The following is a 14,344-nucleotide window of genomic DNA, read 5'->3' as shown; positions in this document are numbered from 1 at the left end:
CACAGAGCCGCGCGGCCCTCGCGCACAGCCTCTCGGTCACGTCCGCAGAACCTCCCCCCACGGCGGTTGCCGCGTACGCGGGACGTGCGGGACGGCTGGTTCCAAGTCAGGGGAGATGAAGATGTCGATCAACCGCCGCCAGATCAGCAGGCGCAGCATCCTTGCCGGGGCCACAGCCCTCGGCCTCACGAGCACCCTCGCCGCCTGCGGCGGTTCCGACGACAAGGACTCCGGCGGGAGCAGCGGACCGGTCAAGCTGACCTACTGGTCCTGGGCTCCGAACATGGAGAAGGTCGCCGCGATCTGGAACAAGAAGAACCCGGACATCACGGTGACCGTGTCCAAGCAGGCCAGCGGTGGCGAGATCGTCTCCAAGCTGATCACCGCGAAGAAGGCCGGCAACGCCCCCGACCTCATCCAGGTCGAGTACCAGTCCCTGCCGACCCTGGTCTCCAACGACGTCCTGGCCGACATCACCAAGTACGCGGGCAGCACCAAGTCCGAGTTCGCCGAGGGCCTTTGGGGCATGGTCACCCTCGGCACGGACGCGCTCTACGCGATCCCGCAGGACGCCGGGCCGCTGATGTTCTACTACCGCGAGGACCTCTTCAAGAAGCACGGACTCAGCGTCCCGAAGACCTGGACGGAGTTCGCCGAGACCGCCCGCGCCGCCAAGAAGGCCGTCCCGGACGCCTACTTGACCACGTTCTCCTCCAACGACCCCGGTCTGTTCGCGGGCCTCGCCCAACAGGCCGGCGGCAAGTGGTGGACCGTCGACTCGGCCGGCAAGTGGACCGTCGGCATCGACGACGCGGCCACCAAGCAGGTCGCCGAGTTCTGGGGCGGCCTGGTGCAGGAGGGCGTCATCGACAACCAGCCGATGTACACCCCGGCCTGGAACAACGCCCTCAACAAGGGCACCCACCTGGCCTGGGTCTCCGCCGTCTGGGCGCCCGGTGTGCTGGTCTCCTCCGCCCCCGACACCAAGGGCAAGTGGCGCATGGCCCCGCTGCCGCAGTGGAAGTCCGGCGAGAACGTCACCGGCAGCTGGGGCGGTTCGTCCACCGGTGTCTCCACCGACTCCCAGCACGCCGAGGCCGCCGCCAAGTTCGCCACCTGGCTGAACACCGACCCGGAGGCGCTGGCCGCCCTGGTCAAGGAGGTCGCGATCTACCCGGCCGCCACGAAGGGCCAGTCCGGGAACGTCCTCACCACACCGGAGTTCTTCTCCAACCAGGCGGACTTCTACACGACGGCCGGCGAGATCGCCGCGACCACCGCCGCCGCGGCCTGGGGCCCCAACGTCAACACGGCCTACACCACCTTCCAGGACGCGTTCGGCAAGGCCACCAAGGCGAAGAAGGAGTCCCAGTTCGACTCCGCCCTCGCCACCGTGCAGTCGAAGACCTTCGGCGACATGAAGAAGCAGGGCTTCGAGGTGACCGAGGCATGACCAGCGCTCCGCTCAAGGGCTCCGACCTCACCGAGGTCGGGCCCTTGGCGGACGGCACCGGCACCGCCCAGTCCGTCCGCCCCAGCCGCCCCCGCCGCCGTGGTCGCGGTCGCAGCGCACCGTACTGGTTCCTGGTGCCCACCCTGACCCTCTTCGCCGCCTTCACCGTGGTGCCCATCGGGTACGCGATCTGGCTGAGCCTGCACAGGGTCCAGGTCAAGGGCATCGGCCTCGGCAAGGGTGCCCGCTCACAGGTCTGGAACGGCATCGGCAACTACACCGACGTCCTCAAGGACTCCGAGTTCGGCCACAGCGTCCTGCGCGCCTTCGGCTACGGCCTCATCGTCATCCCGACCATGCTGGGGCTCGCGCTGCTGTTCGCGCTGATGCTGGACACCCCGAAGGCGCGCAGCGCGCCCTTCGCCAGGCTGATGATCTTCCTGCCCTACGCGGTGCCGGGCATCATCGCCGCCCTGATGTGGGGCTTCCTCTACCTGCCGGACGTCAGCCCCTTCTACTACCTGCTCGACAAGTTCGGCCTCCCGCAGCCCGACCTGTTCGACGGCGGCAACCTCTACCTCTCCTTCGCGAACATCGCGGTCTGGGGCGGCACCGGCTTCAACATGATCGTCATCTACACCGCCCTGCGGGCGATCCCGCCGGACATCTACGAGGCGGCCAGGATCGACGGCGCGTCCAACCTCAACATCGCCCTGAGGATCAAGATCCCGATCGTGATGCCCTCCCTGGTGCTCACCTTCTTCTTCTCGGTGATCGCCACCCTCCAGGTCTTCACCGAGCCGATGGCCCTCAAGCCCCTGACCAACGGGCTGCCCAGCTCGTGGAGCCCGCTCATGGCCATCTACGACAAGGCCTTCCTGCAGTCCGACATCTACGGCGCCTCCGCCACCGCGGTCGTCCTGGCCCTGGCCACGTTCGTCCTCTCCTTCACCCTGCTGCGCATCTCCGACCGCTACACCCGGGAGGACCGGGCATGACCCCCCTCACCCTCACCGCCGACACCACCGGCAGGGCCGCCAAAGCACGGCGCACGGCCTGGGTGCCCACGCTCGTCCTGCTCCTCGGCGCCCTGTACTGCCTGATCCCCATCGCCTGGGTGGTCATCGCGGCGACCAAGGACCGGTCGGAGCTCTTCTCCACCTTCACCTTCGCTCCCGGCAGCGGCTTCCTGCAGAACCTGAGCGACCTGACGGACTACCGCGACGGCATCTTCTGGAAGTGGATGGCCAACTCGGCCTTCTACGCCGGTTTCGGCGCCCTGCTCTCGGCCGCGGTCTCCGCCGCCGGCGGCTACGCGCTCGGCCGGTTCGCCTTCCGGGGCCGTGAGGCCATCTTCAAGATGATCCTGGCCGGCGTCCTGGTGCCGTCCATCGTGCTCGCCGTACCGCAGTACCTGCTGCTGTCGAAGCTGGGCATGGCCGACTCGTACTGGTCGATGCTGCTGCCCTCGATCCTCTCGCCGTACGGCGTCTACCTGGTCCGCATCTACGCCGCCGCCTCGGTGCCCGCCGAGCTGATGGAGGCGGCCCGCATGGACGGCGCGAGCGAGTGGAGGATCTTCTCGCGGATCGCCGTACCGATGATGATGCCGGGCCTGATCACGGTGTTCCTCTTCCAGTTCGTCGGCATCTGGAACAACTTCCTGCTGCCCTACGTGATGCTCGCCGACGACGAGAAGTTCCCGATCACCCTCGGCCTCTACACGCTGCTCGCGCAGGGCGCCTCGCAGCCGGCCCTCTACACCCTGGTCATCACCGGCTGTCTGCTCGCGATCCTCCCGCTGATCGGGCTCTTCCTGGTGATCCAGCGGTTCTGGTCCCTGGACCTGCTCAGCGGCTCGGTCAAGGCCTGAGGCCCCGGACCCCCTTTCACGAACGAGGAACATGACCACCAGCGCGAACGGACGCCGAAGGCCCCCGACCATCCACGACGTGGCCCGGGAGGCGGGCGTCTCGCGGGGCACCGTCTCCCGCTTCCTGAACGGCGGCCACTACGTCTCGCCCGCCGCCCGGCGGGCCGTGGAGGCCGCCATCAGGAAGACCGGTTACGTGGTCAACCGGCATGCGCGCAGCCTCAGCACGGGCCGGTCGGACTCGGTGGCGTTCCTGCTGACGGAGCCCCAGGAGAAGTTCTTCGAGGACCCCAACTTCAACGTCCTGCTGCGGGGCTGCACCGAGCGGCTCGCCGGGCACGACATCCCGCTGCTGCTGATGCTGGCCGAGAGCGACGACGACCGGCGCCGGCTGACCCGGTACATCACCTCGGGTCACGTCGACGGCGTGCTGCTGCTCTCCAACCACAGCGGTGACCCGGTCGCCGCCGAACTCCACGACGCCGGGATCCCGTTGGTGGTCTGCGGCAAGCCGATAGGGCTCGGTTCCAAGGTGAGTTACGTGGCGGCCGCCGACCGCGAGGGCGCGCAGGAGATGGTCCGCCATCTGCTCACGGGGGGCCGGCGCCGCGTCGGCATGGTCACCGGGCCGCTGGACATGCCGGGCGGCCCCGACCGGCTGGCCGGCTACCGGGACGTGCTCGCCGAGGCGGGCCTGCCCTACGACCCGGCGCTCGTGGTCGAGGGCGACTTCCGGCGCAGCGGCGGCGAACGGGCGGCCCGTCGCCTGCTGGCCCAGGCCCCCGACATGGACGCCGTCTTCGTCGCCTCCGACCTCATGGCCCTGGGAGTCGTCAACGTCCTTCAGCAGGCCGGGCGTTCGGTTCCCGGTGACATCACCGTCGGCGGCTTCGACGACTCACCCGCGGCCACCGCCATCGCCCCCGCCCTCACCACCATGCGCCAGCCCTTCGACCGCATCAGCGCCGAGATGGTCCGCATGCTCCTCGCCCAGATCGCCGGCGAGGACACGGCCGGGGTGATCCTCCCGACGGAACTGGTGGTCCGGGACTCGGCGTAGGCGCTCCGCCGGCGGCGCGGTGTGATGGGTGAGCCGCACGACGCAGGTGGGGGCACGGCGACGCGGCGCACGCCGGCCTTGGCCGTTGCGCGCCGCTCCCCGGCCGACCGCCGCGTCAACAGGGCGGAGCCGCACGGGACATGCCCCTGCCCGGCCCTGCCCGCTCTCGTGGCGCATGCCGGCGGGCCGTCAGCGCTGCCGCACCCCCGGAAACCGGAACTGCGGTCAACGGATGTGAAAGCAGCAGCCGTCCGGTTCGCGTCGAGTCGCAGGGGCCAACCATCCGTATTCTCTGATCATGGCCGCCTCCCCCGCATATGCACTGATCGCCACCGACCTGGACGGCACGCTGCTCCGCGCCGACGACACCCTCTCCGACCGGTCGTTGACCGCGCTCGCGCGGGCGGCCGCGAGCGGCGCCCGGCATCTCGTCGTGACGGGACGGCCGGCGCCCAGAGTGCGGCCGCTGCTCGACGACCTGGGCAGTACGGGGCTCGCGGTGTGCGGGCAGGGCGCGCAGGTGTACGACGCCGGCGCGGGCCGTCTGCTGTGGTCGGTGACCCTGGACCGGGAGCTGGCCGAGACCGCCCTCGGGAAGATCGAGGCCGAGGTCGGCCAGGTGTACGCGGCCGTCGACCAGGACGGTGTCGACGGGCTCACGCTCATCGAGCCGGGCTATCTGATGCCCCATCCGACCCTGCCGGCCGTGCGGGTCGGCCGGCGCGACGACCTGTGGTGCGAGCCGATCAGCAAGGTGCTGCTGCGCCATCCCTACCTGTCCGACGACGAGTTGGCGGTGACGGCGCGCTCGGTGGTGGGCTCGCTGGCCACGGTCACCATGTCGGGGCCCGGGACCGTCGAACTCCAGCCATGCGGCATCACCAAGGCGACCGGTCTCGCGCTGGCCGCCGAACACCTGGGCCTGGGACCGGAGATGACGATCGCCTTCGGGGACATGCCCAACGACATCCCCATGTTCGACTGGGCGGCCCACGGCGTCGCGATGGCCAACGCCCACCCCGAACTCAGGGCCGTGGCCGACGAGGTGACCCTGTCGAACGAGGACGACGGCATCGCCGTCGTCCTCGAAAGACTGTTTCCCGAGGCCTAGTAGGCGCCCCAGACGTTGTCGATGGACCCGTACCGCTGGGCCGCGTAGTTGCAGGCCGCGGTGATGTTCGCGACCGGGTCGTACGGGTCCCACGACGTGTTGGCCACGTGGTAGGCGTTGAAGGTCGGGTCGATCACCTGGAGCAGGCCCTTGGAGGGGGTGCCGGCGGCCGCGTTGGAGTCCCAGAGGTTGATGGCCCAGGGGTTGCCGGAGGACTCACGGATGATGTTGCGGTAGATGCTGTCGTAGGAGCCGGGAATCCCGTGCTCCGCCATGACGGCGAGCGAGGCGCGGATCCAGCCGTCCAGGTTGTTGGGGTAGCCGAGCGTGGCTGCGGTCTGCACGGTCGGGGTGGCCGCGGACGCGCTGGTCGCGCCGATCAGGGGGAGCGCGAGCACGGCGACTCCGGTGCCGGCGACGGCGAGCTTGCGGACGAGACGGCTGGTGCGGGTACGTCGGTGCTGAGCGGCAGCAGACATGGCGAAGTTCCTCTCCGGCGCCTGCGAGGTGAGCTGTCGGGTTCGGGCTGGAGTTGCCCGGCCACGCCTACGAAAGGCGTGACTTCACCCCGAGCCGTACCGGTATGTCCGAAGACGCCCGGTCCGGCGGCTTACCTGGGTCCCCCGCTCCTGCCCTGGTTTCTCGGTGGGTGTACGGGCGGTGGCAGGATTCGGCGTCCGCCCGACAGGCCGGGAACGTATGCGAGAGCACATGTCCGGAACAAGTGGCGAATTCACATGCGATGCCTATTGACCTTGGTCTGAGGCATTTGGGGCACTTGATCCTTTGCGGTCGCCAAGCTCAACTGATGCTTTGGCAAAGGCGGATCGCAAGATTCCGGATCGGTGTCTGTTCACCTGCCCGCGTGGGCCAAGTCACAGCCGAGCACAAGAGGGGTAAAACGGTCAAGAGTGCCCAACTCGTGGTCAACCGCCCGTCCGTGGGATCCGCTTCTCCCAGGTCCGGTGGAAGACCACCTCACCGCCGTCGGTGCAGACGACCTCGTTCGAGGTGTGGAAGTCCGTCCCGTCGCAGGTGATCTCCGAGCGGGTCCGGACCGTCGTGTCCCAGGCGAGCTCCGGGCGGTGCAGCCGGATCGACCAGTCCGAGCGGGTGCGGGCGGACAGCGGGTCGTGCTCGTCGATCGTGTACGTCTCCCGCGCGTCCTCGGTGAACTCCAGACCGTCGGGGTACACGCGCGTGCCGCCGTACCGCGGGTCGACCTCGAGACGCCACTCGCCCTTGGCCACGTCACGGACGACCAGGCGCTCGGGGCGCGGCTCGTCGAAGGTCGCGGGGTGGCTGACGCCGAGCGGCTCGGACTGCTCCGGCTCCTCGAACGCGATGTCCGAGGCGGCTTCACGCGCGCGTACCGGCAGTTCGAGGAAGCTCCCCGCGGGCTCCAGCGTGAATCCCGCCTGTGAACCGGGCTGCGGCCAGATCCACGGCCAGTACGCCGAGGAGACGGCGAGCCGGATGCGGTGGCCGGGCGGGAACGCGTGCCCGATGCCGTTCAGTTCGAAGCTCACCTCCTGCGTCGCGCCCGGCTCCCAGGGCACCGCCCGGTCCCGCCCATGGCGTGCCGAGAGGTTCAGTACGCCCCGTGTGACCAGGGTCGACGACCCGTCCGGGGCGACATCGCACAGCCGCGCGACGACCTGCCCGCGCGACACCTCCGAGGTCACCCGAAGCCGCACCCGCGGCCGCCCGAGGACCCACGTCTCCTCACCCACCGCGAACTCGAAGCAGGCCGAACGCGCGTCCTCCTCCCGCTGGTCCGGCGGCAGGTCGGCGTCGTTCCCGAACGGGAAGAAACGGCCGGCGTCCACGCCCGTGTGCTGCGGGGAGCGGACCTGGACAGCGGGGCCCTGGAGGCCGTACGACACCGTCGTCACGTTCGGGGAAGGCCACGCCGGCTCGCCGACCCAGCGGCCGGGCAGGGTGTCGTAGACCGTGGCCGGGGGATGGGAGTCGCTCACGTAGGCCCTCAGGAGCGGTTCCCGCATGACGCCGGTGTCGACGCCCTTCAGGTGCTGGTCCCACCAGCGCAGGGTCTCCTGGAGGAAGCCGATCGCCGGGCCGGGCGGCAGACCGCGGTCCGGGTACTGGTGGGACCACGGACCGATGAGCCCCCGTACGCGCTCGGCGGGGAGGTGCTCGACGAGTCTGAGGACCGTGTCGCGGTACGGGTCGTGCCAGCCGCCCACCGCGAGGACGGCCGCGTCGATCGCGCCGTAGTCCTCGCAGACGCTGCCGTGGCGCCAGTAGGCGTCGCGGGTCTGGTGGTCGAGCCAGGTGTGGATGAACGGGTCGACCTGTTCGAGCCGCCCCAGCCACATGTCCCGCCACGCGTCGCCGACATGGAGCGGATCCGGCGGCCGGGAGACGAAGGCGAGCATCGTCGCCGCCCAGGCGTGCATGTCCACTGCCAGGACGGAACCACCCATGTAGTGCACGTCGTTGTCATAGCGGTCGTCGGTGGAGCAGACCGTGACGACCGCCTTGAGCGGCTCGGGCGCGAGGGCCGCGACCTGGAGGGAGTTGAAGCCGCCCCAGGAGATGCCGAACATGCCGACCCGGCCGTCGCACCAGGGCTGCGCGGCCAGCCAGTTGACGACCTCGACCCCGTCGGCGAGCTCGGTCGCGGAGTACTCGTCACCCGGCACGCCCTCGCTGTTGCCGTGCCCACGCACGTCGACGCGGACGGAGGCGTAGCCGTGGCCCGCGTACCAGGGGTGGCGCTGCCCGTCGCGGGGAGCGGTCCAGTCGGTGAGCCGATGGGGCAGGTATTCGAGGATCGCGGGTACCGGTTCGGGGGTGAGGGGCCGCCACACGCGTGCGTACAGGAGCGTCCCGTCCGGCAGCGGGATGCGGACGTCGTCGTGGGTCGTCTCGTAGGGGAAGGACGTACGGATGTGCATCGGTGGGGTCCCGTCGGTTTCAGTGCACCGGGTGCATGGTGCGGCGCAGCCGGGGCGCGGCGGCCATCACCGCGACGATCAGCCGCACCGCCCGCCTCATCGCCGCGGGCGCGAGGGCGAGCTCGGCGGTCTCCCTGCGTTCGGCCAGGTGGCGGCGGCCCAGGACGTACTGGATCAGGCCGAAGGTCAGGCCGATCGCGGCCGCCGAGAAGCCCCAGTGCCAGCCCTTGTGGTCGCCGAGCCGGCCGGTGATCAGCAGGCCCGCGAAGGCGCCGATGTTGATCGCCATGCAGTACGGCGCGAAACCCGCGTCCCGGCGGTCGTCGTCCGTGGCGTAGAGCTTGCCGACCATGGTGGCCGCGTTGGGCTTCAGGAGTCCGGTGCCGGCGCCGATGAGGCCGAGGCCCACCCAGGTCATGGTGCCGGTCGGGACGGACATGGCGTAGTGGCCGCAGGCGATCAGGACGCCGCCGCACAGCGCGGCGCGGTACGAGCCGAGGATGCGGTCGGCGAGCCGGCCGCCCGCGACGGAGACCGGGTGGACGAGGGTGCCGTGGGCCGCCGAGACGGACGCGGCGGTTCCGGCCGACATGCCCAGACCGCCGTGCGCGAGCGTGTCGGCGAAGTACAGGACGAGGATGGCCTGCATGCCGCTCGATCTCGACTGCGGTTCGGGACACGGGCGGCTACTTCCCTACAAGTCGATAGATATCCGTTCTTTTCAGGTGATCAAAAACATACCGGTCGTGATCCGATACCGCCTGGCATGGACGGGGCGGGCGCTATCGGTGATCCAAAGATGACCGGATACGCTGACTTGAGTGATGGCAGCGACCTATCGACATTCCGTATAACCGCCAGTGGGACACCAGCAGACAGGAGACCCCTCGTGACCGTCGTCGGGCCGTTCGGGCTGAGCGTGCGGGACCAGGCTCTGGAAGCCGATGTCCAGGCCGGAATGGCGGCTGTCGAGGAGGGATTGCTCGAAGCCACCAAGAGTGAGGTTCCCTTCATCACCGAGGCCGCCCAGCATCTGGTGCGCGCGGGTGGAAAGCGGTTCCGTCCGCTCCTCGTGATGCTCGCTGCCCAGTTCGGGGACCCCTATACGCCGGGCGTGGTGCCATCGGCCGTGGTGGTGGAGCTGACCCACCTCGCGACGCTCTACCACGACGACGTCATGGACGAGGCCGAGGTCCGGCGCGGCGTCGACAGCGCCAACACCCGCTGGGGCAACTCGGTCGCCGTACTGACCGGCGACTTCCTGTTCGCCCGCGCCTCGCACATCCTGGCCGACCTCGGGCCCGAGGCGGTCCGGGTGCAGTCGGAGGCGTTCGAGCGCCTGGTCACCGGCCAGATCCTGGAGACGGCCGGGCCGCAGGACGGCCGGGACCCGGTCGAGCACTACCTCGACGTGCTCGGCGGCAAGACGGGCTCGCTGGTCGCGGTCTCGTGCCGCTTCGGGGCGATGATGTCCGGTGCCGACGAGACGGTCGTGGACGTCCTGACCCAGTACGGCGAGCGTCTCGGCGTCGCCTTCCAGCTCGCCGACGACGTCCTGGACATCGCCTCCGACTCCCACGAGTCCGGCAAGACGCCGGGCACGGACCTGCGCGAGGGCATCCCCACGATGCCGGTACTGCGGCTGCGCGAGCGGGCCGCCCGCCTCGGTCTGGCCGACGACATCGCCCTGTGCGAGCTGCTCGACTCCGACCTCACCGACGACGCCCGGCACGCGGAGGCGCTGGCCGCCCTGCGGACGCACCCCGCGCTGGAGCAGGCCCGCAAGGACACCGTGCGCTACGCCGAGGACGCGCGCGCGGCGCTGGCCCCGCTGCGGGAGTGCGATGCGAAGGCGGCGCTGATGGAGCTGTGCGACGCGGTGGTGCACCGCGCGGGCTAGGACCCGCTGACCTTCCGGCAGAGCGACGCCCCCTACGGGTAGTAGGGGGCGTCCGCATGTCGTGTCATACCCCAGGTGTACACGGAGTTGGCCCCGAGGGCTGACGCATGCTCATGGCCGATTTGGTCAGATGGACATCACAGAAAACACCACTCCTCACCGATTCGGGTGAGAATGGCGGCTACAGGGTGGACGCACGGGAGTGGAAAGCCGCCGCCGACGACGGAGGTAAGGCACACATGGCACCGTACGAATCCGACGACAACGTGACCGCCGCGGACGCCGAAGAGCTGCGCTCCGCGCGCCGCCGCAAGGCCGCGCGATACGTCGTGCCGGCCACGGTGGTGGGCATCGCCGCGGCGACCATCGGGCTCGTCCCGGCGCTCGCCGACTCCGGCGACCCCGACCTGCCGAAGATCAGCGCACAGGAACTCATCGAGAAGATCGCCGCATCGGACGTACAGCAGCTGTCCGGCACGGTGAAGATCACCACGGATCTGGGACTGCCGGACCTCGGCGGCCTGGAGAGCTCGCTCGGCTCCGCCGCCGGGCCCTCCGGCTCGGGCGACGGCTCGTCCGCCGACCCCTCCACCAAGCTCACCGAGCTCGCCTCCGGCACGCACACGCTGCGCGTCGCGTCCGACGGCGAGGACAAGCAGAAGGTCTCGCTGCTGGAGGACGCGGCCGAGTACAGCCTCATCCACAACGGCAAGGACGTCTGGGGCTACGACAGCAAGTCCAACTCGGTCTTCCACACCACGGCCTCCGAGAGCGACGGGAAGCAGAAGGAAGAGCTCCCCGCCACGCCCAAGGACCTCGCCGAGGAGGCTCTCAAGGCCGCCGACAAGACCACGTCGGTGACGGTGGACGGCACCGCGCAGGTCGCGGGGCGGGACGCCTACCGGCTCGTCATCAAGCCCAAGGACGAAGGGTCGACGGTCGGCCAGATCACCGTGGCCGTGGACTCGAAGACCGGGCTGCCGCTGAAGTTCACGCTGACGCCGGCGAGCGGCGGCTCCGCCGTCGTGGACGCGGGCTTCACCCAGGTCAGCTTCGCCAAGCCGGCCGCCTCGACCTTCGACTTCACCCCGCCGAAGGGCGCGAAGGTCGAGGAGGGGGACGCCGCGAAGGCGCCCGAGCGCTCCGAGCGTTCCGAGCACCCCGGGGACTTCGGCAAGGGTTCGGTCGACGAGCTTGGCAAGGGCGGCCCCGAGGGTCTGAACGTCATCGGGGACGGCTGGGACTCCATCGCCACCTTCGACACCGGCGGCCAGGGCGTCCCGTCCGGCTCCGAGGTCGGCGGTGACGTCGGCGGCTTCCTGGACTCGCTCGGCGACAAGGTCTCCGGCAAGTTCGGCGAGGGCACCGTCTTCAAGACCCGCCTGATCAACGCCCTGATCACCGACGACGGCAAGGTCTACGTCGGCGCGGTCACCAAGGACGCGCTGGTGAAGGCGGCCGAAGCGGCGAAGTAGGACTCGGCACGACGAATCGAGGGAGCCGATGGACCAGCCGTCCGCCACGGAGCCGGATCCGGAGGGGGCCGGCGGGGGCGCGGGTGACGGCGTCATCCACACCCACGCCCTCACCAAGCGCTACCGCGGCGGACAGCTCGCCGTGGACGGTCTCGACCTGACCGTCCCGGCGGGCAGCGTCTTCGGCTTCCTCGGCCCGAACGGCTCCGGCAAGACCACCACCATCCGCATGCTGATGGGCCTCATCGAACCGACCTCCGGCTCGGCGCGCGTCCTGGGCCATCCCATGCCGCGCGCCTCCCGGACCGTGCTCCCGCAGGTCGGCGCGCTCATCGAGGGCCCGGCCCTCTACGGCTTCCTCTCCGGCCGCGACAACCTCATCCGCTACGACGCCGCGGACCCCACCGCCGACCCCCGCACCCGCGGCACCCGCGTGGCAGCGGCCCTGGACCGGGTGGGCCTGGCAGCCGCCGCCGGCAAGAAGGCGAAGGCGTACTCACTGGGCATGAAGCAGCGCCTCGGCCTGGCGGCGGCCCTGCTCCAGCCCCGCAGACTCCTGGTCCTGGACGAACCGACCAACGGCCTGGACCCGCAGGGCATGCGCGAGATCCGTTCCCTGGTGAGGGAGCTGGCCTCGGACGGCACCACCGTCTTCCTCTCCTCCCACCTCCTCGACGAGATCGAACAGGTCTGCACCCACGCAGCGGTGATGGCCCAGGGCCGCCTGATCACCCAGGGTTCGGTGAGCGACCTGGCGGGGGGCGCGAGGGGCAGGCTGGTGGTCACGACACCGGACACGGCGGACGCGGCGCGGGTGCTGAAGGAGCAGGGGGTCGGTGATGTGGTCATCGCCGAGAACCGGGTGACGTCCGACCCTCCGGAAGGCGAACCGGCCGCCATCAACGCCGCGTTGGTGACGGCGGGGGTACGGGTACGGGGCTTCGGTGTCGAACGAGCCTCCCTGGAGGACGCATTCGTGGCGCTGACGGGGGAGGGCTTCGATGTCGCAGGTTGAGGCAGGGGCTCTCGGTCCACAACCGGCCCGCAGCCGCCGTACGACCTTCCGGGCCACCCTCTTCCGCAACGAACTGCTCACCACCTTCCGCCGCTGGCGAACCCTCGCCCTCCTCGCCGTACTCGCGGCGGTCCCGATCCTCGTGGGCATCGCGGTGAAGATCGAAACCGGTGACGGCGACTCGGCCGGCGGTGGTGGCGGACCCGCCTTCATCTCGCAGATCACGAACAACGGCCTCTTCCTGGTCTTCACCGCCCTCGCCGCGACCCTCCCCTTCTTCCTTCCGATGTCCATCGGCGTCATCGCGGGGGACGCGATCGCGGGCGAGGCCAACGCCGGCACCCTGCGCTATCTCCTGGTCGCCCCGGCGGGCCGCACCCGTCTGCTCCTCACGAAGTACACGACGGTGATGGCCTTCTGCCTGGTCGCCACCCTCGTGGTCGCGCTCTCGGCGCTGGCCGTGGGGGCCATCCTCTTCCCGCTCGGGGACCTGACGACGATCTCCGGCACCCGAATCACGTTCGCGGAGGGCCTGGGAAGAGCCCTGCTGATCGCCCTGGTGGTGGCCGCCTCACTGACCGGGGTGGCGGCGCTGGGCCTGTTCGTCTCGACGCTCACCAACAGCGGCATCGCGGCGATGGCCACGACGGTCGGCCTGCTGATCACGGTCCAGATCCTTGACCAGATCCCCCAGCTGCACGCGCTGCAGCCGTACTTCTTCTCCCACTACTGGCTGTCCTTCGCCGACCTCATGCGCGAACCGGTCTACTGGGACGACCTGGTGAAGAACCTCGGCCTGCAGGCCCTGTACGCGGCGGTGTTCGGCTCGGCGGCGTGGGCGAGGTTCATGGCGAAGGACATCACGGCGTGAGCTGCTCATAGGGGAAGCGCGCGAGCGGTGCCTCCTGCTCGAAGAACGTCTTGGCGCGGCTGAGGGCATCGGTGTCCCTCAGCACGTCACCCGGCTTGCTGCCGTTGCCGAGCAGTACCCCGCCGAAGCGCATGCCCATGTACGCGGCCGAGTTGGTGAGGGTGCCGACCAGCGGGTCGGCGACCTCGGACTCCTCGTGGGCCAGCGCGGTGACACCCCACAGCGTGCGTCCCGCCATGGTCGCCTTGAACTCGACGCCCGGAGTGCGCAGCCAGCCCGCCCAGTGGTCCAGATAGCGCTTGACGTGGGCGGAGACCGAGTACCAGTACAGCGGGGAAGCGATCACGATGTCCGTCGCCGCGAGCGTCGCATCGAACAGCAGCGCCGTGTTGCCGATCGTCGGACGCACGTGGTCGGTGTCGTGGCGGAGGTCCTCGAAGTCGGGCAACGGATGCTCCGTGAGGTCGATCCAATGCTGCTCGACATCAGGGGGCAGTTGTTCGGCGGCCCGGCGGGCCAGCAGTTCGGTGTTGCCGTCGCTGCGGCTGCTGCCGAGCACGAACAGGAAACGGCGTGTCATGGAGATCCCCCAGGTGATCCACGGTGATCGACGGTGATCGGCGGTGATCGCCGTACGGCAAATACTCGCACATGCATTATATGCG

General features: G+C 69.8%; 12 protein-coding genes, 1 pseudogene and 1 riboswitch. Of the genes and pseudogenes, 9 read left to right on the top strand and 4 right to left on the bottom strand.

All coding sequences use genetic code 11. The features are described from left to right. Nucleotides 1-115: 115 nt before the first annotated feature. The 5 genes from AQJ46_RS08700 to AQJ46_RS08680 all read left to right on the top strand — a co-directional run bounded on the left by AQJ46_RS08700 (nucleotide 116) and on the right by AQJ46_RS08680 (nucleotide 5,497). A complete protein-coding gene (locus AQJ46_RS08700; protein WP_059204974.1) occupies nucleotides 116-1,453 on the top strand; it encodes an ABC transporter substrate-binding protein in 1,338 nt (445 codons plus the stop codon). Next, nucleotides 1,450-2,451: a carbohydrate ABC transporter permease gene (locus AQJ46_RS08695; protein ID WP_208612863.1), complete on the top strand. Its 1,002-nt coding sequence runs from the start codon at nucleotides 1,450-1,452 to the stop codon at nucleotides 2,449-2,451. Before AQJ46_RS08700 ends, AQJ46_RS08695 begins: the two co-directional genes overlap by 4 nt. Beyond that, nucleotides 2,448-3,326 carry a carbohydrate ABC transporter permease gene (locus AQJ46_RS08690; RefSeq protein ID WP_057607980.1) on the top strand — a complete coding sequence of 293 codons (879 nt, stop codon included), beginning with the start codon at nucleotides 2,448-2,450 and terminating at the stop codon, nucleotides 3,324-3,326. Before AQJ46_RS08695 ends, AQJ46_RS08690 begins: the two co-directional genes overlap by 4 nt. 31 nt (nucleotides 3,327-3,357) lie before the next feature. Further along, nucleotides 3,358-4,386: a LacI family DNA-binding transcriptional regulator gene (locus AQJ46_RS08685; protein WP_057607979.1), complete on the top strand. Its 1,029-nt coding sequence runs from the start codon at nucleotides 3,358-3,360 to the stop codon at nucleotides 4,384-4,386. Nucleotides 4,387-4,684: 298 nt separating this feature from the next. Beyond that, entirely contained in the window at nucleotides 4,685-5,497 is an 813-nt protein-coding gene (locus AQJ46_RS08680) for an HAD family hydrolase (protein WP_057607978.1), read from the top strand. On the opposite strand, the gene AQJ46_RS08675 is transcribed toward AQJ46_RS08680, so the two are convergent. The 3 genes and pseudogenes from AQJ46_RS08675 to AQJ46_RS08665 all read right to left on the bottom strand — a co-directional run. Then, entirely contained in the window at nucleotides 5,494-5,976 is a 483-nt protein-coding gene (locus tag AQJ46_RS08675; RefSeq protein ID WP_057607977.1) for a transglycosylase SLT domain-containing protein, read from the bottom strand. The two genes, AQJ46_RS08680 and AQJ46_RS08675, sit on opposite strands and share 4 nt — an antisense overlap. Nucleotides 5,977-5,979: 3 nt before the next feature. Beyond that, nucleotides 5,980-6,155, bottom strand: a riboswitch (cyclic di-AMP (ydaO/yuaA leader). Between the two features lie 268 nt (nucleotides 6,156-6,423). Beyond that, a complete protein-coding gene (locus tag AQJ46_RS08670; protein WP_059204973.1) occupies nucleotides 6,424-8,418 on the bottom strand; it encodes a CocE/NonD family hydrolase in 1,995 nt (664 codons plus the stop codon). Between the two features lie 55 nt (nucleotides 8,419-8,473). Then, nucleotides 8,474-9,070 (bottom strand): annotated as a pseudogene (locus AQJ46_RS08665) (oligopeptide:H+ symporter); the annotation flags it as partial. 237 nt (nucleotides 9,071-9,307) lie between these two features. On the opposite strand from AQJ46_RS08665, the gene AQJ46_RS08660 reads away from it, so the two are divergent. The 4 genes from AQJ46_RS08660 to AQJ46_RS08645 all read left to right on the top strand — a co-directional run bounded on the left by AQJ46_RS08660 (nucleotide 9,308) and on the right by AQJ46_RS08645 (nucleotide 13,679). Beyond that, a complete protein-coding gene (locus AQJ46_RS08660; protein ID WP_059204972.1) occupies nucleotides 9,308-10,318 on the top strand; it encodes a polyprenyl synthetase family protein in 1,011 nt (336 codons plus the stop codon). A 239-nt stretch (nucleotides 10,319-10,557) separates the two neighbouring features. Further along, a complete protein-coding gene (locus tag AQJ46_RS08655; RefSeq protein WP_059204971.1) occupies nucleotides 10,558-11,793 on the top strand; it encodes a LolA family protein in 1,236 nt (411 codons plus the stop codon). Between the two features lie 28 nt (nucleotides 11,794-11,821). Beyond that, nucleotides 11,822-12,808: an ABC transporter ATP-binding protein gene (locus AQJ46_RS08650; protein WP_059204970.1), complete on the top strand. Its 987-nt coding sequence runs from the start codon at nucleotides 11,822-11,824 to the stop codon at nucleotides 12,806-12,808. Further along, a complete protein-coding gene (locus AQJ46_RS08645; RefSeq protein ID WP_059204969.1) occupies nucleotides 12,795-13,679 on the top strand; it encodes an ABC transporter permease in 885 nt (294 codons plus the stop codon). The genes AQJ46_RS08650 and AQJ46_RS08645 overlap by 14 nt, the downstream gene beginning before the upstream one ends. Here AQJ46_RS08645 and AQJ46_RS08640 read toward each other — a convergent pair. Continuing rightward, a complete protein-coding gene (locus AQJ46_RS08640; RefSeq protein ID WP_059204968.1) occupies nucleotides 13,669-14,259 on the bottom strand; it encodes a flavodoxin family protein in 591 nt (196 codons plus the stop codon). The genes AQJ46_RS08645 and AQJ46_RS08640 overlap by 11 nt on opposite strands. Nucleotides 14,260-14,344 lie beyond the last annotated feature (85 nt).

The organism is Streptomyces canus (assembly GCF_001514145.1).
GTDB lineage: Bacteria > Actinomycetota > Actinomycetes > Streptomycetales > Streptomycetaceae > Streptomyces > Streptomyces canus.
Note: the sequence above shows the minus strand (reverse complement) of the source record. Positions and strands in the feature narration are given on the sequence as shown.

Excerpts from the sequence above, each read along its gene's own strand:
- AQJ46_RS08680 (WP_057607978.1), top strand. The coding sequence starts at position 4,685 with ATGGCCGCCTCCCCCGCATATGCACTGATCGCCACCGACCTGGACGGC.
- AQJ46_RS08690 (WP_057607980.1), top strand. The coding sequence starts at position 2,448 with ATGACCCCCCTCACCCTCACCGCCGACACCACCGGCAGGGCCGCCAAA.
- AQJ46_RS08655 (WP_059204971.1), top strand. The coding sequence starts at position 10,558 with ATGGCACCGTACGAATCCGACGACAACGTGACCGCCGCGGACGCCGAA.
- AQJ46_RS08670 (WP_059204973.1), bottom strand. The coding sequence starts at position 8,418 with ATGCACATCCGTACGTCCTTCCCCTACGAGACGACCCACGACGACGTC.
- AQJ46_RS08700 (WP_059204974.1), top strand. The coding sequence starts at position 116 with ATGAAGATGTCGATCAACCGCCGCCAGATCAGCAGGCGCAGCATCCTT.
- AQJ46_RS08685 (WP_057607979.1), top strand. The coding sequence starts at position 3,358 with ATGACCACCAGCGCGAACGGACGCCGAAGGCCCCCGACCATCCACGAC.
- AQJ46_RS08675 (WP_057607977.1), bottom strand. The coding sequence starts at position 5,976 with ATGTCTGCTGCCGCTCAGCACCGACGTACCCGCACCAGCCGTCTCGTC.
- AQJ46_RS08645 (WP_059204969.1), top strand. The coding sequence starts at position 12,795 with ATGTCGCAGGTTGAGGCAGGGGCTCTCGGTCCACAACCGGCCCGCAGC.
- AQJ46_RS08640 (WP_059204968.1), bottom strand. The coding sequence starts at position 14,259 with ATGACACGCCGTTTCCTGTTCGTGCTCGGCAGCAGCCGCAGCGACGGC.
- AQJ46_RS08650 (WP_059204970.1), top strand. The coding sequence starts at position 11,822 with ATGGACCAGCCGTCCGCCACGGAGCCGGATCCGGAGGGGGCCGGCGGG.
- AQJ46_RS08695 (WP_208612863.1), top strand. The coding sequence starts at position 1,450 with ATGACCAGCGCTCCGCTCAAGGGCTCCGACCTCACCGAGGTCGGGCCC.